Annotated in this window: 17 protein-coding genes; 12 read left to right on the forward strand and 5 right to left on the reverse strand. The window is 39.8% G+C overall.

The window, feature by feature from the left end; genetic code table 11:
* Window positions 1-13: 13 nt before the first annotated feature.
* From tssO to V2H41_RS04410, 4 genes are all read right to left on the reverse strand, one after another.
* Window positions 14-538: a type VI secretion system TssO gene (gene tssO / locus V2H41_RS04395; protein WP_330973915.1), complete on the reverse strand. Its 525-nt coding sequence runs from the start codon at window positions 536-538 to the stop codon at window positions 14-16.
* Window positions 539-599: 61 nt separating this feature from the next.
* Window positions 600-1,751, reverse strand: a complete 1,152-nt coding sequence (locus V2H41_RS04400) for a hypothetical protein (protein ID WP_330973916.1) — start codon at window positions 1,749-1,751, stop codon at window positions 600-602.
* Window positions 1,752-1,768: 17 nt separating this feature from the next.
* Window positions 1,769-2,623 (reverse strand): TssN family type VI secretion system protein, encoded by an 855-nt coding sequence (locus V2H41_RS04405; RefSeq protein ID WP_330973917.1) that lies wholly within the window; start codon window positions 2,621-2,623, stop codon window positions 1,769-1,771.
* A 21-nt stretch (window positions 2,624-2,644) separates the two neighbouring features.
* Window positions 2,645-3,547 (reverse strand): hypothetical protein, encoded by a 903-nt coding sequence (locus V2H41_RS04410; protein ID WP_330973918.1) that lies wholly within the window; start codon window positions 3,545-3,547, stop codon window positions 2,645-2,647.
* Window positions 3,548-3,791: 244 nt separating this feature from the next.
* Here V2H41_RS04410 and V2H41_RS04415 point away from each other — a divergent pair, with 244 nt between their 5' ends.
* From V2H41_RS04415 to V2H41_RS04460, 10 genes are read left to right on the forward strand one after another with little or no spacing between them, the layout of a single operon-like run.
* Entirely contained in the window at window positions 3,792-5,711 is a 1,920-nt protein-coding gene (locus V2H41_RS04415; protein WP_330973919.1) for a type VI secretion system Vgr family protein, read from the forward strand.
* Window positions 5,712-5,724: 13 nt separating this feature from the next.
* Window positions 5,725-6,372, forward strand: coding sequence for a DUF4123 domain-containing protein (locus V2H41_RS04420; protein ID WP_330973920.1), 648 nt, complete (start codon window positions 5,725-5,727; stop codon window positions 6,370-6,372).
* Window positions 6,373-6,379: 7 nt separating this feature from the next.
* The gene (locus tag V2H41_RS04425; protein ID WP_330973921.1) at window positions 6,380-7,015 is read left to right on the forward strand and encodes a PAAR domain-containing protein; all 636 of its coding nucleotides are present in this window, start codon (window positions 6,380-6,382) and stop codon (window positions 7,013-7,015) included.
* Between the two features lie 60 nt (window positions 7,016-7,075).
* The gene (locus V2H41_RS04430; RefSeq protein ID WP_330973922.1) at window positions 7,076-9,067 is read left to right on the forward strand and encodes a hypothetical protein; all 1,992 of its coding nucleotides are present in this window, start codon (window positions 7,076-7,078) and stop codon (window positions 9,065-9,067) included.
* Window positions 9,068-9,087: 20 nt separating this feature from the next.
* Entirely contained in the window at window positions 9,088-9,720 is a 633-nt protein-coding gene (locus V2H41_RS04435) for a hypothetical protein (RefSeq protein ID WP_330973923.1), read from the forward strand.
* Window positions 9,721-9,730: 10 nt separating this feature from the next.
* Complete coding sequence (locus tag V2H41_RS04440; RefSeq protein WP_330973924.1) at window positions 9,731-10,165, forward strand: type VI secretion system contractile sheath small subunit; 435 nt, start codon at window positions 9,731-9,733, stop codon at window positions 10,163-10,165.
* Between the two features lie 2 nt (window positions 10,166-10,167).
* On the forward strand, window positions 10,168-10,689 hold the full coding sequence (gene tssD, locus V2H41_RS04445; protein ID WP_330973925.1) for a type VI secretion system tube protein TssD: 522 nt from the start codon (window positions 10,168-10,170) through the stop codon (window positions 10,687-10,689).
* Between the two features lie 14 nt (window positions 10,690-10,703).
* Window positions 10,704-12,056, forward strand: a complete 1,353-nt coding sequence (locus V2H41_RS04450) for a type VI secretion system contractile sheath protein TssC (protein WP_330973926.1) — start codon at window positions 10,704-10,706, stop codon at window positions 12,054-12,056.
* 26 nt (window positions 12,057-12,082) lie between these two features.
* Window positions 12,083-13,540 carry a cell envelope integrity TolA family protein gene (locus tag V2H41_RS04455; RefSeq protein ID WP_330973927.1) on the forward strand — a complete coding sequence of 486 codons (1,458 nt, stop codon included), beginning with the start codon at window positions 12,083-12,085 and terminating at the stop codon, window positions 13,538-13,540.
* A gap of 12 nt (window positions 13,541-13,552) precedes the next feature.
* Window positions 13,553-14,638 carry a lytic transglycosylase domain-containing protein gene (locus V2H41_RS04460; protein WP_330973928.1) on the forward strand — a complete coding sequence of 362 codons (1,086 nt, stop codon included), beginning with the start codon at window positions 13,553-13,555 and terminating at the stop codon, window positions 14,636-14,638.
* Here V2H41_RS04460 and V2H41_RS04465 read toward each other — a convergent pair whose 3' ends face one another.
* The gene (locus tag V2H41_RS04465) at window positions 14,639-15,577 is read right to left on the reverse strand and encodes a hydrogen peroxide-inducible genes activator (RefSeq protein ID WP_330973929.1); all 939 of its coding nucleotides are present in this window, start codon (window positions 15,575-15,577) and stop codon (window positions 14,639-14,641) included.
* A gap of 180 nt (window positions 15,578-15,757) precedes the next feature.
* On the opposite strand from V2H41_RS04465, the gene V2H41_RS04470 reads away from it, so the two are divergent.
* Together V2H41_RS04470 and V2H41_RS04475 are read left to right on the forward strand one after the other, a co-directional pair.
* Window positions 15,758-17,068 (forward strand): hypothetical protein, encoded by a 1,311-nt coding sequence (locus V2H41_RS04470; RefSeq protein WP_330973930.1) that lies wholly within the window; start codon window positions 15,758-15,760, stop codon window positions 17,066-17,068.
* A 75-nt stretch (window positions 17,069-17,143) separates the two neighbouring features.
* Window positions 17,144-17,899 carry a LexA family transcriptional regulator gene (locus V2H41_RS04475; protein WP_330973931.1) on the forward strand — a complete coding sequence of 252 codons (756 nt, stop codon included), beginning with the start codon at window positions 17,144-17,146 and terminating at the stop codon, window positions 17,897-17,899.
* Window positions 17,900-17,901 lie beyond the last annotated feature (2 nt).

Genomic DNA, 17,901 nt, shown 5'->3' on the forward strand with positions numbered 1-17,901 from the left:
GCTTTATTATGAATTATTGTCTTTGTCTTAATATCAGGTTTTGCATCTGTAACTGGTTATATGATTCTTGCCATTTTGCAAGAGAATTCTTCAATTCCTGTATTTGTAAATTATACATAGCTACTACCGAGTCTTTATTGCTAGCAGCACGCAAACCTCTTTTATCCGATTGTGCATCCGTTAATATTTTAATCACCTGCGTATATAAGCGCTTAGAAGTAATATCACTTTTGGAAACCATAGCATCCATTTCCTGAATCTTCTGTGTGATACGTCCGTCCAATAGTCCTGATTTTTGCGGATCCATATTCACCGATTCCAAAAGCTCCTGTGCTTCTGTCATGGCAGTAGTGAAATCGTCTCTAAAATGATTTTCTTTGCCTACAGCAGCCAATTGTTGTTGCAGTTTTTCATTTTCTGCATATGGGATTCTCATGCCAAAGAATACGGCAGTAACAATAACCAGTAAGGTTAAAATGAAAAACAATAAGAATCGAACAAAAGCTTTGGATCGTTCCTGAGCATTCAAGGGTTTCATGTTTAATTTTTTATAATCATTTCAATTAATTCAAATATTATGATTGGCAGTCAGGCTAATACTAGCCGAAGAATCTTCTTCTCGGTTTGGGAGCTGTATTGCTCTCTGGTTCGCTGATGTATCCTTCTTTCACAAAAATGCCGGCCTCTTTTTTCTTGCCGATGAATTCAAGATTACTGAGCGTTGTAAATAATCTGCCTATTACTTTTGCAAACTGAATGATATTGATGATATTTTGATTTATGTCATTATGGTTATATTTCATGCTGGCCATTTGAGTCAGTAGTGCTTCCAGTTCTCCTTGTTTGAGTTCGCTCCATTCACTCAGATAATTCATTAGCTCTTCTTTACCGGAGCCAATACGCAGGTCTATAGTATTTTTTAGTACTCTGGCGAGCCCTACAATGTCACTAATCATTTTAACTGGTGATTCATAGAGATAAAACCACCGAAAATCAGTTATCGCTTTGCCTAGATACAGAGATAGACGGTCGCAACAAAACTGAGCTAGCTCGGATAGTTCATTTTGCTGACTCTTGCGGTATATTTTCTGAACGATTTGTGAACAGGCTTGCTCTAGATTCGATAAAAACACATCCAACTCTGCATGTAGTTGTATTAGATCCTGTAAAGCATTTGTACTAATACAGGGAGGAATATATTCTTCATCATTTCTTAATCCGCTTCCCGTGGGTATGAGTTTTCCTATAATTAATGCATAAGGGTTATATGCATATTGATGGAACTCATGATCTGATACAAGCTGCACGTTATATACCGGCTTTACATAAGGATGCCTAGGTGGATTTTCTGTGGGGTCAATTGTGCCATATGGAATGCGTTCGTAGGGCTGAACCGTTAATGCAACCCACCAGGTGTCGCTTGTCGTAGAAGGCAGCGTTAACGAAAAAGATAGAACACTTTCTCCCTGTTCGCTAGAAGGGGAGGGAGCAATGCTGATATATACACCGCCTTTAGTGATTGCCTTGCAGGAAATGATACTTACTCTGGCGGTGTTCTGGTTGTCAACGGCTATTTCAACGTTAAAGTTGTCTTCATCGGGGAGTAAGCCATATCGTACGGGCGAGAGGGTCGATGATATCAGGTTGTGCATTGTAGCGGTATGAGCATTGTCCTGTGCAATGAACAGGTCCTTATTCAGCTTCATACCGTCGGTCCAGTTAATATGTGGATAATCTTTTCTCATTTCCATATTTGCTTAGTTATGTATTATGGCACTCTCTCGCAGATAATAACTGCGTTTTCTTTTATTTTATTATATTTTATGCTAAGCTCCGGATTCAGGATTCGGGAGCGGTTGTACCATTTGGGTTTAGTGCGAAAAGTCCACTCATGCGCCTCTCCCTCTGTTTCATATGATATAGGTTTTTCGCTCTGGATTTCGTTATAATCATTGATAAAGTGATAAAAAAGTTCCCCTAGTGGCATATTCTCTGGAGCTTTTACGGTAAAATAGGTCCGTTGTAGATCTGATACTTTCTTAGGTATCTCCAAGCCGATTACGTATAAACGTTCATTTTCATCCTCTTCGGGTAGTTCTATGGGTTGGTGTAATGGGTATCGCCAAAAATTATATACCGGTTGTGGGATAGCGAAGGCCGCATCAAAAGTGTGTAGTAATAAAAAGGGAACCAGTAAAAAAAGAAGACATAACAACATGGGAAAGTACATGAAGTTTTTGTCTTTTAGAAAATATTGCAATGAGGAGAAAATGGCTACCGTTAGTAGTATTATTGAGATATGAAACAATAGTTCCGCAAAAAACTGCTTGGTGCGATTATCGTGTCGTACTTTAAAATATTTTTTATGAACCATCAATACGATGACGATGCCAAAGAGTAAGAATGTTGTAGATAAAATCCAAAAGGAGATAAACTGATTTTGGGTAAGGTAGGTAGAGGCGAATGCTACTCCGGAAGCGATTGCTGATGATACAAAATTGAAAATCCACGGTTTTTTCCCGTAATTGCCAAAGCTGCTGCTCAGTGGTTTAATTAGTGTCATCACTACCACCGAGGAGGCTAAAAATGCTCCGGCAAAAATCAGAAAAAATTTCAAAGCCATATTATCCGTTTTTTTAGGGGATTATAGATAACAACCTACTCCCAATACATTACTATAAGTTTCTTCCAAGGATTGATTCGCTGGTAAAAAGTCGAATCTTAACTCTACATCCAGAGGAATAAAAATCTCGGTGAAGCGATTCAGGATATTATACATTGCCATGTCCGGTGCAAATGCTTCCAGTTCCGAATGAAGAATGTCGTTGATTGTGCAATTCCAGATCACCTGCACCTCTCTGCATGACGCACCAATTACTGTATCCACTCCCAACCGCATATCGATTAATCTGCGTGTATCGGTAAAAACTTCTGTTTGTATTTGCTCATTTACTGTTATACACACAGGTTTGCCTAGTAAATAACTAAGCGCAGCTTCAGTATTTTCTCTGTCTCCCTTAATTAAGGAGGCGTATGGCATTAAACGCAATAAGCGCGCAGCTGGCGCTGTGGGAAGGTTTTCGCTAATGTTCCAAAACTTATAAAAAGAACTATTGAGTTTTCCATTTTGCAAATCACGTAAAATATTGCGTTCGGCATTTTCTGCCATTGCCTTATACAAAAACAGCATTTGCTCTAAGGGTGCGAAAAATTTGCGCGCAAATTTTTCTTCTTCTTTATACTGTTTATGTTCCTCTACCGCTCCCTCTACGCTATTTACTCTACTAGAACCTTTTGTCTGATGAAATAATCCTTCGGGAAGTACATCATACAACCCATCTCTATTTAGGCTAATCAGCGCCTTTGATTTATTGTCACATTCGTCAATCTCTACCATTTCAACATCCTGGCTGTAACGTCTTTTGAAACTGCCATTATGCTGTACCTTAATTTGCTCTGTATCTAATCCGGCCTCAAGCAGGGAAACAAACAATGTTTCTGCAGTAAATGGAGGGTTGGTTATCAGATTATTTGAGCTATTTTTCATCGCTTTTTGAAAGAGATTTATTCAGTACTTCCTTCATGTTTTAGTTTGATTTCAAAATTATACTAAACTGTACAGCCCTTCCATCACTATTTTTAGTGATGGAGGAAAGGTTGCGGATGGTCTAAATTTACATCATCAATTAGGGTACTTCGAAAATGAAAGTTGTAGGCCCGTATTCACTTGAGAAAATGTTTACCGCTCCTACTTCCGCTGTATCCTTGGAAGTATATAAAAATAAAAGCATATGCCTGAAAGTACTTTATTTACCAATGTTGAAGTTGTTATTCAGGATTATAATGAGGATAGGCCAATTGTATTCTCTTCATTGCAGTTGCATGAAGAGTTGCTAAATGTAAATCATTTTAGTTTTTCATTGCAACCTGCAATTTCTGAAGATATTCTTAGTAGTGTTATTGATTTTAAGAGAAGGGTTCTTGGGAAGGATGTTGTCATTGCTTTTAAGGATGTAGATGGAAACAATAATCATACATTTAAAGGAATTGTGTGTGAGGTAAACTCTACCATGATTGATGAACAATATCACGAGTTTCAAATTTCGGGGAAAGGTATTTTTTGTAAGGTGGATGAGTTAAAAGTATGTAAGTCTTATTATAAGCAGACGCTTTCTGATATTATTGATAAGGCCTTCAAACATTCTGATCTTAAATATAGCATCGAAAAAGATCCCTCTACTACCAAAGAATTGCATTATATTGTTCAGTATCATCAAACCCTTTTTGAGTTTTTGTGTTATTTGGCCATTCGTTTCGGGGAATGGATGTACTATGATGGAGAGCATTTGAAATTTGGAAAACGTTCCGAAGATGAGATCGTGGAGCTAACATTGCCTGGCGATATTTCCAATCTGGATCTTCGCGCACAATTGGTGCGTAGTCCTAAGGGGATGGTTACTACTGATATATTCAGGAGCGAAGTAATAGAGGTAAATACAAGAGAAACCGCTCCTGATAATCCTATCTTCCAGGCTTCGGAGGAGGCAGGTTCTAGAGCTATCGAGGAAGAACCAGGTAGCCTGTATGTTCCATCAGGATTTAATCAGGATGTTGTTTCTGATAAATTAAGGCTGGAGCAGCAAGCTATCATTGCATCTGCAGTAGAAATTACGGGGCGCACCCGAAATAGTAAATTACGTGTCGGGGGAACTATTAAAATAAAGGAAAACTCATCTGCGGAAGGCAAAGATTATATTATTATTCGCATTACGCATTCCTCTGGTAATCCTGCTAATTATTCAAATTCATTTACGGCTGTTCCGGCCGAAGTTCCGGTACCGCCTTATACGAATCCCTTGATCATAACTAGGGCTACACCTCAACCTGCTATTGTTACCGATAACGAAGATGATGCTGGATTAGCGCGTGTCAAAGTTAGATTCCCGTGGATGGGATCGGAGGAAAAAAGTCCTTGGATAAGCATGTTGGTGCCTCATGCCGGCAGGGATAGAGGGTTCCGTTTTTTGCCTGAAGTAGATGATGAGGTAATGGTGTCTTTTTGGGATAATAATGTAGAGCTGCCTTTCGTGAGTGGTGCAGTTTACACGCAAAGAAATCTTCCGGGACTTGCAGAAGTAGGTAATCACGTTAAACGTATTGGTTCGCGCAGCGGAAGACGGCTAGATATAAATGATGATGAAGGTGTGCTTGTTATAGCTGACAGCTTCAATCAATCACCTAAAAACGTCGTCAGTCTAGTGCTGAATGATAACGAACAAAAGGCAGCAATACAATCAACGCAGGATTCAGATAATTACAGTGTTATTATTCTTCATAATGGAGAGGATTTGAGTTTAGGCCTTAGATCGGGAGGGCAGATGGTTGCAGAATTTCGCTTATTTAAAGATGGTCCCAAAATAGAAATGAAGTCAAAGGGTGATATTAATATTCAGGCAGATGGGGATGTAAACATAAGGGCCGGAGGTAAGGTCGATGTTAAGGCTAGTGGCGAGATGAATCTTGAAGCACAGCAGGAACTACAAGTGTCTTCTACTCTTGGAGATTGTAAAGTGCAAGCAATGAACGTTGAGCTTAAAGGTGATATTTCTTTTAAAGCAGAAGGCCAGATTACTGAAGTAAAAGGAGTGCAGACTTCTATTCAGGGGAATGCGACAACAGCTGTAAAAGGAGCATTAGTTCTGATTAATTAATGAAGGATGAAGGATGAAGTATTTATGTTACGATACAGCGTTAAACGGTACCTACACATTGGTGCAACTGCTAAGAAATTATACACAATATATTTCACTATTTGCAGAAACTGAGGATGAAACTATCTGGGATGCGGCTCCTTATCTTTTTGTAATGGAAGATAACTGTTTCGAATTAAAGCAGGATCCTTTCGTAAAGCTTGATCATTCGATATTATTGGAAACTCAAGAACCTTTGATAGAGGTATGTCGATTTCTTCAATACTATATTTATCAGTGGCCCGGGTCGGATAGATCCTTTTTCAGAGTATGGGATGCGCGAGTGTTATTACGCAATCTGCCGCAGTGGGAAGAAAAGAAAAGACAGCAGTTTTTTGAGTTTTTTTCTTGCTTTTATACCGAAAGTGAGCAACCTGAATATTTTCTTAAATGGCAAGCTGGAAAATTTTATGTGCCCACCGCTATGCAAGTTTTGCAATCGGAGGTATTGCCGCCGATAGTATTGTCGCAACAGAATGCTAATAATGTCGTAACAATAAATACGCCGGCATCCGCTTCTTCATTAGCGCAAAAACCGGAGGAATCGGAACAATCAGAGCAATCAGAGCAAAAGGAATCGGAAAAGCCGCCTGTAAGAAAAAGAAGATTTTTTATAGAATAAAAATATTATGGGACAACCAGCAGCAAGAGTAGGAGATATGCATGTATGCCCTGTGGTAAACGGGGTAGTACCACATGTGGGCGGACCCGTACTGCCTGCCGGTGTGCCCACTGTACTGATTCAGGGTTTGCCCGCCGCAACGATGGGAACTATGTGTGCCTGTACAGGGCCTCCCGATGTAATTATACGCGGTAGTGGCACCGTGCTCATTGGAGGTATGCCTGCTGCCAGAATGGGGGATACTACAGCTCATGGGGGTACCATTGTACAAGGGTGTTTTACGGTATTGATAGGTGATACCGGTTCCGGAGGAGGAGGCGGTGGTGGAGCTGCTGCTCCCGGAGCTTTCGATCCTTCCACTGTGGGTAAAATGGGAGCACAGCAGGCACAGAAGGTAGCTAACTCTCAATCGCTGCAGAAAGCAGCAGAAGACGGTAGCGACAATGCGGCTAGGACAAAGAGAGAAGATTTCTCAGCGAAATTTTCCCTTGTCGACGAAGCAAATAGACCTATGGAGGGGGTGCGATATGAAATTGAAACTCCCGATGGGCAGATACATGAAGGCAAGACAAATAGCAATGGAGAAACGGAAACGATATCGGGATATACAAAGGCCGATTGTAGAGTGCGTTTTAAACGATAGGAAGGCTGTTTGTAACACAATGTCATGCTATTTAAGCTTTGTTAAAATACAAATATTCGAATGAGCGGCACACAAACAGAACAGACATATCAGATTAATGAAAAAAAGCAGATGCTGGTATTTGTCCGCTATATGCCGGCCGGTATAGTGGGGGCTGATACTATGCTTGGAGGTGTGACCTCAAAGGTGGACAGTGTCGCTTCTGCAGTGGAAAATGCCGCATCTTCCATCCCAGGTGTTAATTTGTTTTTTAAAGAAGAAGAGGAGCCGGGAAAAAAGGTGGATAAGGAGTATAATTATTTTCAGGATTACAGCGAGTGGGATAAGTATATTAAAAAGATGAAAGAGGAGCTGGCCAATAAATTGAATACGGATAACGAGGTGGTGCTCTTTGAGTTTGATGCCGATGATGCCGAAGGTCGGAAGAAGGAAGGAAAGAAATTGTGCAATGAAATAAAGAGCAAGATAAGCGCTTGGAAGGATTATACCGCCTGTTTTCATTTCGTAGGACTAGGACAAGGCGGCAATGTAGCCAATGAGTGTATTAAGGAGTTGTGTAAGGAGGCCGATTTCAAGAAAAAATGGTGGGTGCAATCTGTGATTTATATCGCTACACCATTGTATAAGCAGTCCCATGTATTTGATAGGGAGGCAGCTTTAAGGGGTAAAGGGAAAATTTATTCATTCGGAAATGCTTACGATCTTACTCATTACGCTATCTCATATTTTGAACCTAACGATAAACTATTAAAGGTCATTGCCGAATGCAACAGTAATCTTCTTTCAGTGTTTACAGGAAAAATAAAAACACAGCTGGTTGCAACCTTGGGCAGACTGTTGAGTATTGATGGGTTTGGTACTGGACATGATAATAAGGGAAATATTGATAAACTTAAGCAATGTAAAGATGATATTAAATCTCTGATTAGTGAATGTATAGAGGCCGTTAAGACAGTAGTGAATGCATTTCCCGGTTTAGTGAAACCTCCGGATTTACCTAAGTTTGGAGAGATGCTCAATGGAATGGATCAGATTCCTTCCAAAAGTGTGCAACGCTTAGAAGCCTTTATTGATGAATTGAAAAATGTTCGGGAAGGGACTTCGTTAGATACATCGAGGATTAATATTGCTAAACTGTTCAACTTCCTTTGTCCACTGGTAGATCATTTAACCTCGATGTTAAGCCTGTTTAGATTCGATAGCGAAACCACAGCTCAGTTGTTTGATAAAATTGTAGAAAGAACAGGAGTAAAGAAAATTTTGCAACCTGCAGATGTGCAAATTAAAACCTTGCCTGTAGATTCTTATATAGAAAAAGTAATTGAAAGAGCAAAAGAAATTGAACGCAAGCAGAAAGAATCCCAACAATCACAATCCCCGGATGCTATAGCTTCATCCGCAGAAAAAATATTTTATGATCAAGCCAGTGTGATGATTAGCACTTGTAAGGATAATATAGCAGCTGCTACGAAGGAGGGGGATCTCGATTTGAATAATAAGAATGTAACTCCTGAAATTCGACAAAAAGTGGCTGATGTTATTACTGCCATGCTGCTTCCTATGATGCCCTCGAAGAAAAAATTTTATGCAACATTGCTACAGTACATTCCTTTGGGAGGGGCACAGAGTTTTTTGGATAAAATCAGTGCCGACGCGGCTTTTAATCCATTAAAGAGTTTGATGGGACGTATCAAAGGGAATTTTGATTTTGATGAGGGTACCGAAGAAGAGCCTGGTCTAAAGAAGTCTTTAAGCAGATTTAATGAAGAACTAAATCGTGTGAAAGGGTATCTGAATAAAAATAATTATCCCATTCACAAGGATGCCAATAGTCTTTATTTTATTTATAACGGGCATAACATTATGCTAAAAAAGCCTTATGGAGAGATACTATATACGATTGATAAGGAGACCGGTTATTTGGACTATATGGAAAGCATCGGCTATACGAATTTTTATAATCTAGAAAAAAACGAATATCAGGGCAGCGCAACCCAAAAGGATGATGTGCAGCCGGTACAACAACTAGAAGAAAAAGAAACAGCAGCATAAGAGTATAGAAACGTTAAGTTATGGAAGACATTAGCATAGCTAGGGGGCTATCAGAAATTATATGTTTTGCAAGAAATGATGAAGTGGTATTCGGTCACATTGTATTCTGCTGGACGGTAGTAGATCCCCAGCCCAATGCGTTGCGGCATATAATGCACTATCGCTATGGTAATGGGGCAGTCTATGAAGAAGATGTGAGAGCTCTGTTTTTAGCCAATCCTCGTATACAGGAGCGTATTTTTTCGATGATTAACGCACAGTTAAGAGCAAATCCACGCTGGGACGCAGGAAGCATTATCGGTCGTGGAGTAGATGATGGGGTGGAACCACCTATCCGTCAAAGGGATTATGACTCTACAGACTGGTTGAATTCTAACGGCAATATTGATGAGGTGCATTGGCGTTTAATTGATGATTATAATCCTTTCGACAATCGTGAAACCGATGAGAGGGATTACTATCTGCGCGCAGTACGCCGTCCACGTACAGTAAGGGTGCAAATAACAATTCGGGATCCTTATACCTGGCATCCTCATGAGCAAAGGCCCACACAGTGTATTCATCAGGCTATGGAGCGATTGAAGGCTTATGGCGCCGCAGATTACCTGACAGAAGGGTCAGCTATATTAACTATGCCTGTAAATTATGACTAAATGAATATCCATGGAACCAGAAATACATAGAAATAAAACCGCAGCGGAGACTATTAATGAAATGCCTGCAAACAGAACACTTTTTGTAGGAAAGTTTACTCATGAGTCTCCAGTAAGACCTGAAATCGTCCATGGGTTGAGAACGATTCAGGAGGTTTTCGCTCATTACCGCCCGAAAGTTGAGGTAAGACTGCAAACACATTCGGGTATGGGCAAGTCTGAGGTTTTAAAATTTAATGCCATAGAGGACTTTGATATTGAGGGTGTCATCAGGCAAAGTAAAACATTGAGACAATTAAAGATAAGGAGGGGGGAGTATATGAAACTGGCTCATTTAATTGGAGCTAATGAGAAATTGAGGGGTGTATTGAAAAACTCTGAAGCAAAGCAGGGATTACTGCAATGCATAAAAACAGCTATTAAAGAACTTCAAAATAATCAATAACTATGGCTATAACTGGTAAATTGCTTTTAGGCTCAACTGATAGTGGCGAGAAGTGGCGCGTCGTACACATGGATTATAGTTTTTTTCAGCCGGTAGATGCTTACGGATATCCTAGTGGATCCCCAGATGGCGGCATCATCAACTTTGTTGTGGAGTCTTCTTCTAACGACATTCAGCTTATACATTGGATGCTATCGAGAAAAAATATATCTGATGGTGTGGCTATGTTTTATGATCGCAACGGGCGTGTAATACGAAAAGTAGCTTTTAATGGTGCGTTTTGTGTGTATTATAAAGAGATTTTTGATGCTTTTGACGATAATTTTATGAGAATAGAGTTCAGAGTATCCTGCAGAGAAATAATGATTGACGACGGTGGATTTGAAACATCGTTAGTAAAGTCTTGGCCCGGTTCGGAATCATCTTCGTCATCATCCGCTTCAACTTCATCTTCCTCGCTGCAAAGCAGTCATATACCATCCAGCCCATCAGAAGGTATCGGATCTTTTAACCCGAATGATTAGTAAAGAATAAGGAAATGAGTGAATCATTACAAACATATTCTGAAAATGCAGTTCCTCCGAATTTGGTGAATCAAGACCCGACCACCGTGTTCTTTCATGAACTTCTGAAGTCTATAGGAGGGATCCATTATCTCGAGCAACTGATACCCGGAATAGCTAATCTAGATCCCAGCCGACCGGCACGTAAGGATATTTTTCTGAATGATGATTCCTTGAAAGAATCCCGAGCTGATTTGTTAGCTCAACTCGAAGTATGGGAAGAAGTACTGTCTTCCGAAAACTATCAACAAGCATATTGTATTGAAAAAGCAGCTGAGCAGGAAATATTATTGTATCAAAATCTTTATAAGGTCTTCGATGAACTTCGACCGCTTGAGAGGTCCTATCGTAATCTGTCCTTATTCTTTAAAAATGCCGGTAAGGAACAAATAGCTAATATTTCCTTCATTAATTGCGAACCACAACACATTAGGGAACCCGATTTTACACATTTCGCAGATAGTATAGCAGAGGAGTTAAAGATGCATTACGACAGGGTTGACTTAAGTAATAACTATAGTCTATTGGTGTTGCCCGGTTACCTAGGGCCTGATTCGGTTGTGGAAAAATGGGCTAAAGTGGCTTATGAGAATAAAGTACTAATCATTACTGATTTTGAAAATTTGGAAGATGCAGATGATGTGATGGAGGTATTCAATATGTCGGGGCATGCCAGTGGCGATGTGCATAAATCAGCTGTAATGATGTGTTGTAACTGGCTGGTAGCTCGAAGAATATATCATGAAATAGGCGAGAAAGATCCACTATATGTTCCTCCGTCAGGAGCTATTGCCGGTAAAATGTATGATTTGTTAATGAGCCAGCCTGCTGCGGGTCCTAAGTTTGGAGTTGTAGAAGGAGTAGAAGGAGTAAAGTTTCCGCTTAAAAAAAGTGAGGCGGCTGTATTGGAGCGTATGCATCTTGTACCCATGATGCAACAATTTGGAAAAGTAATAGCTTGTTCTTCCAAAACATTGTTTAATGGAAATAATTTGGGTTTGCAGGTATATTCTGTAGTACGGGTGTTTGATTATGTAACAAAAGTTCTGATGGATTTTTTGAATCGGAGAGCTTTTGAGAATTTCAATGCTAATATTCGTAAAGAATTAATGGGGCAGATTGTGAAATTTTTGGATAGTATATCAGGAAATGGAAAGTTGGTTGAAAATTTTAGTATTAATAGGTTTGAACAAGATACCATGCAGCGCGATAAAATTCATCTTGACATTCATATCAAACCCTATTTCCCGGCTAAAAATTTTGTTATTAAGATGGAAGGACAGCAGGAGACTGATGGTACCAATTGGAGTACCGTTTATGACAGCTGAATGATTCAAAAACTAAATATGAGACAATGAAGCATTATCTTTTAATACTGTTTATATCTATATCTATTGCAGGATATGCGCAGAACATAAACGGTGAGAAAATCATTGTAGGAAAGGAGAGCATTACTATTATCAACTTTCCCGACAAGGTGTTGAATATAAGTTTTGCCGATGATAAGGCCTACGAATATTATATACCGAAGCGTCGCGAAGAAAAATCGATTTCTATTCAGTTTAATAAAGAACATGAAACTGCGCCTAATACTTCGATGATTGTAAACGAAGGGGGCCGTAGTCATATGTTTCGTATTGTATTTGATCCTACTTATAATATTAATGATGATAGTAGACCCCCTTTATGGTATGATCATTCCAATCTGAAAGAGTTGCGCGCTTTTGTACAAAAGCAAAAGCAGATGATGGCCAAAGGCAGTGATGAAACTGAGATGGATAAGGAGCAAGAATCGGATCGTAAAAAAGAAATTGAAGCCAAGAAAGCGGAAATGGTGCGTGCTCAACAGGAAAAGGAAAAAGAGGCCGAAGAACGCAAGAGGAAAGTGGAAGAAGAACGAAGAAAGGAAGAGGAGCGTCAAAAACAAGAGGCAGAAGCTTTAGCCAAGGCTAAAAGGGAGGCCGAGGAAAAAGAAAAACAGTTTTTATTAGCTAAACAAAAAGAAGAAGAAAGTAGAAAGGCTGCAGAGGAAGAAAAGCAGCGTAAGGCGGCAGAAGAACTTGCCAAAAAAGAAGCAGAAAGAAAAGCAGCTCAGGAACGTCTTACGCAGCTTGAAGAGGAGCGTAAGCGTAAGGAAGCCGAAAAAGCTTACTCAGAAGTGGGGCTGTGGCAGCGCTACGGTAAATTTGGAATTGATGTATACAATTATCCGCCGGGGCAGATGGCTATGGTAAATACGGATTTCTTTATTGCTGCTGATACGCTGTACCACTTTAGAAATGCTGATTCCTTAATTAATACTGATATTCCCGATAAATTGGATATAGCCGCCGATAATCTAATCAATAAGGGTGTGAGCATTACGTTAGAGAATATTGTATTCAAAGAAATTTATACCTACTATAAATTAAAGGTCGTAAATAATACAGATGAGGATTTTCTGTTGGGAAAGACATATATGTACTGGTACGATGCAAACAATCAGGCCAAGATGCTCATTAAATGTAGCTATCTCACCTATATTAATTTCTTTCCTATTATACGTCCTGGTAACACACAGTATCTTGTTTTTGCTACCCGGTCGCCCAATGTGGTTCCTGATGAGAGTCTGGTATTATTTATTGAAGACCGACGTAAGGAAAAAGGAAGTGCCACTATAGTTATTTCAGGCAATGTTTATACAACAGAGCAGGCAAAAGTAGAAAGCAAAGCAAGCGGTAAGGATACCGATGCGTCGTTAGATGTTAAAGAGGATGTTGATAAAAGTCCATCATCAGGAACTAAAAAGAAAAAAGGGCGTAAGCATAAATAGACTACGCAGGCAATGAAACGGTTGTTCTACATATGTGTTATTGGAATTGCATTAATAGGAGGAGCAGCACAAGGTCAGCATATTATTACTTTCTGTGGAGAGCCAGTTCCTATTGATCAGGATTTTGTAAGGGATAAGCTCATCAATGTTATCAAAAAACAGGTACGGGTGGTAAATATGCCCTCCTTGAGGCAGCGGGCTAATATTTACTTACCGCTGGTGGAGCGGTATTTAATAGCTTATGGGCTTCCAACTGATTTAAAATATCTGCCCATCGTGGAGAGTGGTTTTTTGACCAAGGCAGAATCGGGAGTAGGGGCAAAAGGTATTTGGCAGATTATGCCGGCAACAGCCCGGGGATATGGTATGCAGGTGAGTGCAGCAGTGGATGAGCGGGAAAATTTTGATAAAGCTACACGGGTAGCTTGTCAATTAATACGTGATAATTATCTGAATTTAAGAAAACTTGCCGGAACGGTAAATTGGCCCCTGGCAATTGCCGCTTATAATTTTGGTATTGGGAATATTCTGGATGCAGTAAGAAAGCAAGGCAGTAATTATTTCACTATGAAGCTAAATCCCGAGACTGCTTTATATGTGTATAAGATTATTGCCGTAAAGGAATTGTTTGAGTATCCGGAGTTGTACAATTCAAAGTTTGGATACAATATATTCAGCAGTGCCGAGGTTGCTGGAAAGGCGCCGCAAGAGGAAGCGGATGATAGTGTAGATCCAGATATGATTAACGCTATCGAGAAGCAGATTGCAAAAAATAAGGATAAAAAAGCACCCGTCGTTAAGGAAGAGCAGTATGTGTTAGCGCATATTGAGGGGAAAATGAAAAACTTCAGAGACGGGGATATGGTTACCATTGTACTGGATGAAGATCTCGAGACTACAAATTATGGCTTGTCTTTTAAAGGATATTCGTTCGGTGTGCAAGGATGGATTATTGATGATAGAGTATATTTTAAGTTAGGCTACGGACATGACGTTACGCTGCTTGATTTGGATAAACAAAAAGGTGTATTACTGACAGACCTGCTCTCTAAGAAACGTATTAATGTACTGCTTAAGAATATTGTTTATGAAAAGTAATTACTGAATAGGAATGATGTTTTTTTTCTCATTCTTCTTTAGTTTATCCGGAAGTGAGGCTAGTATTTCTTTTTTCAGTACTTCAATAAGTTTTTTCTTTACAAAATTGCCGTAAACAATCAGGCTTACCTCTCGTACTGGTGCAGGTTTTTTAAAATAACGCACAGCCTTCAGTTCGTTTTTAGGCATATGCAATGTTACCAGCTCAGGAATGATAGTAACACCGTCATTCACCTCCACCATTCGCTTCAGTGTTTCTATGCTACCCGCTTCATACTCGAAATTGTTAAACTCGCTATTCTGTTTTTGCAGCTCGCATAGGGAAATGATTTGCGAGCGAAAACAATGACTCTCTTCCAGTAACCATAATTTACTGGGGTCGATGTCTTTGGGCAGTAGATATTGTTTATGATATAGATGATTCTTTTTGGACGTATATACCATCAGTTCTTCATAGAAAAGAATATGTTCGGTAATGCCCGCTTCGTTCACAGGAGTGACCAATAGTCCGGCATCTATTTTACCTTCTTTAAGCATGTTGATGATGACTTCCGTAGTCTGTTCTTGTACTATCAGCTTTACGTCCGGATATTTTTTTGTAAAGGAGGGAATAAAAAGCGGTAGCAGGTAAGGCGCTAGTGTAGGAATCACCCCTACACGTAATTGCCCGCGCATCTTGCCTTTCAGTGACTGTACATAAAAGGATAGTTCATTTGCCGCAACGATAATGTTGCGTGCATGCTCTATAATTTCTTTTCCCGCTGTAGTGGGTACAATGGGTTGTTTTCGGCGATCGAATATTTTGGTTTCAAATTCTTCTTCTAGCTTCTGTATCTGCATGCTCAGGGTGGGTTGTGTCACAAAACAAGCTTCAGCAGCCTTCATAAAATTCCGATGCTGATCTACAGCTAACAGATATTCTAGTTGTTGTAAGGTCATATATTATAAATATTATCTATTTTTTTGTAAAACTTATAGAGCAAATTTATGTTTAATTATTGTATCCTATATGATGAAGACAGGAGTCGGGAATTAAAGCACTTGTAGTTTTAAAAACCGGAATTGTAATTCATGATTTTTGTGTATTTTAAGTATTAGAAATTTCTGTACGTTTGACCTATGGTAAGAGAAATACTCGAAACAAAACGAAAAGCACTTAAAATCAATCTGGACCCTTTGATTTACGGAACCTTTGCTGAGATCGGTGCCGGGCAGGAAGTGGCTCGTAATTTCTTTACAGCCGGTGCGGCATCCGGTACGGTGGCTAAAACAATGTCGGCTTATGATATGGCTTTCAGCAATGCGATTTATGGTGCAGAAGAGAATGGGCGTTACGTAAGTCGTTCTCGCCTGAAAAAAATGTTGGAACATGAATATGATTTGCTCACTGAGCGACTGCGTGGTGAAAAATACGAGGGTAAAACATTCTTTGCCTTTGCCGATACTGTGGCCACGCTAAACTATAGTAAGACCAATGAAGCCCATGGATGGATCGGCTTGCGTTTTCAACTGACTCCAGGTGGGGAGTACAATGATATTATTTTTCACGTGAGACTGTTGGATAGCGACTCCAGTATTCAGCAAAATGTACTAGGCATTTTAGGTGTAAATCTGGTGTACGCGGCGTATTATTACAATCATGATGTGCAATTATTGGTAGAATCGCTGGCAGACAATCTATCCTTTGGCTCGGTTGAGATAGATATGATTAGTTTGAGAGGTCCGGCTTTCAAACATACTAATGATAGACTCGTAAATCTTTATCTTATCGAAAAGGGATTTTCCAGTGCCGCCATTTTTGATCCTAACGGAAATGTAACGCAGGCAAAAGATCTGCTTTACAAAAAGGATATAATGATTTTACGTACCAAGTATTTGCAGAAATCTATTCCTAACTTCGATTTGTTTAATAGGGCGGTGGAGCAGTTTAAGGCCTCGGAAAATGTGGATGACCGCAATTTGGTAGTATTGATCGAGGTATTGATGAGCAATCCACTACAAGATGATAATGCCGAGCGGCAGGAAGGGTTGGAGGTGTTCGCACGCAGGGCGGAGGAGTTGTGCGCTACCGGTAATAATGTAATCGTTACCAACTTTAAGCGCAATAATAAACTGGCACAATATCTTGCCCGGTGCAAACCTCGTAGTGTTGGTATTTCTACAAATATTTCTAATCTCTGTACCATCTTTAATTCGGAAAAATACGGTCCCAATTATGCTCACGAGTTGCTGGCATATATCAGCGATCTCTTTAGCAGAAATGTAAAACTATATGCGTATCCCTATCTAAGAAAGAAAACCAATGAGGTGGTGACTTTAAAGAATATGCCTGTATCACCAGACGTAAGGCCGCTATTTGATTTTTTAGTACTCAATAAGTACATACAGGATATCGTAAATTACGATGTAAAGGATGTGAAAGCGGTGTAGATGCTAGAAAGCTACCGACATGAAAAATTGCTATATTGATAAAAAAATTAGTAAATTGCACTAAAAATATTAGCCATGTCGGTAGCTAACAAGAATCTTAAGTATTTAAGAAAGCTTCGCGGTTGGACTCAGGACGAGTTCGCAAAAAAGCTTAACATCAAGCGTTCTCTTCTTGGAGCTTATGAAGAGGAACGCGCTGAGCCTAGGATTGAAGTATTGGAGACAGTGTGCGATATGTTCAGGCTCACCCTAGACGATATGCTCAGAAAAGATTTAAGTGCGGAGTCTAGTAGCAATAACTATCTGGCCAAACGTCGTGCGTTGAAGTTAGCACCGGTGGTAACCCAGATCCCCTTTGTGCCCGTTAAGGCTGCAGCCGGATATCTGGCAGGTTATGCCGATCATGAATTTATTGATGAATTGAATACGTTCACCCTACCTATGGTTACCGGAGGTAACTATCGTGCATTCGAAATATCCGGCGATTCTATGCTGCCTACTCCAAGCGGATCCGTTATTGTGGGAGAAAAGGTTGAATCCCTCGACATGATCAAAAATAATACGGCTTGTATTATTGTGTCGCGAAATGAAGGTATTGTGTACAAACGTATTCAGAAGAATTCCAAGACAAAAAATAAACTCACGCTGATTAGCGACAATCCCGCCTATAAACCATACACAGTTAATGTGGAAGAGATTCTTGAGATATGGGAAGCCCAATATATTATAACCAAAACCAACGCCGCCCATCATTGGGATGTTGGCCAGCTAGTTAATATGGTGGCTAATTTGCAACAGCAGGTAGAGGGGATGCGTAAGCGTTTAAGCTGATT

Origin of the sequence: Niabella digestorum (genome assembly GCF_036409055.1) — a bacterium.
GTDB classification, from domain to species: Bacteria; Bacteroidota; Bacteroidia; order Chitinophagales; family Chitinophagaceae; genus Niabella; species Niabella composti.

Coding starts and splice junctions, on each gene's coding strand:
- tssO (WP_330973915.1), bottom strand. CDS start 538: ATGAAACCCTTGAATGCTCAGGAACGATCCAAAGCTTTTGTTCGATTC.
- V2H41_RS04400 (WP_330973916.1), bottom strand. CDS start 1,751: ATGGAAATGAGAAAAGATTATCCACATATTAACTGGACCGACGGTATG.
- V2H41_RS04405 (WP_330973917.1), bottom strand. CDS start 2,623: ATGGCTTTGAAATTTTTTCTGATTTTTGCCGGAGCATTTTTAGCCTCC.
- V2H41_RS04410 (WP_330973918.1), bottom strand. CDS start 3,547: ATGAAAAATAGCTCAAATAATCTGATAACCAACCCTCCATTTACTGCA.
- V2H41_RS04415 (WP_330973919.1), top strand. CDS start 3,792: ATGCCTGAAAGTACTTTATTTACCAATGTTGAAGTTGTTATTCAGGAT.
- V2H41_RS04420 (WP_330973920.1), top strand. CDS start 5,725: ATGAAGTATTTATGTTACGATACAGCGTTAAACGGTACCTACACATTG.
- V2H41_RS04425 (WP_330973921.1), top strand. CDS start 6,380: ATGGGACAACCAGCAGCAAGAGTAGGAGATATGCATGTATGCCCTGTG.
- V2H41_RS04430 (WP_330973922.1), top strand. CDS start 7,076: ATGAGCGGCACACAAACAGAACAGACATATCAGATTAATGAAAAAAAG.
- V2H41_RS04435 (WP_330973923.1), top strand. CDS start 9,088: ATGGAAGACATTAGCATAGCTAGGGGGCTATCAGAAATTATATGTTTT.
- V2H41_RS04440 (WP_330973924.1), top strand. CDS start 9,731: ATGGAACCAGAAATACATAGAAATAAAACCGCAGCGGAGACTATTAAT.
- tssD (WP_330973925.1), top strand. CDS start 10,168: ATGGCTATAACTGGTAAATTGCTTTTAGGCTCAACTGATAGTGGCGAG.
- V2H41_RS04450 (WP_330973926.1), top strand. CDS start 10,704: ATGAGTGAATCATTACAAACATATTCTGAAAATGCAGTTCCTCCGAAT.
- V2H41_RS04455 (WP_330973927.1), top strand. CDS start 12,083: ATGAAGCATTATCTTTTAATACTGTTTATATCTATATCTATTGCAGGA.
- V2H41_RS04460 (WP_330973928.1), top strand. CDS start 13,553: ATGAAACGGTTGTTCTACATATGTGTTATTGGAATTGCATTAATAGGA.
- V2H41_RS04465 (WP_330973929.1), bottom strand. CDS start 15,577: ATGACCTTACAACAACTAGAATATCTGTTAGCTGTAGATCAGCATCGG.
- V2H41_RS04470 (WP_330973930.1), top strand. CDS start 15,758: ATGGTAAGAGAAATACTCGAAACAAAACGAAAAGCACTTAAAATCAAT.
- V2H41_RS04475 (WP_330973931.1), top strand. CDS start 17,144: ATGTCGGTAGCTAACAAGAATCTTAAGTATTTAAGAAAGCTTCGCGGT.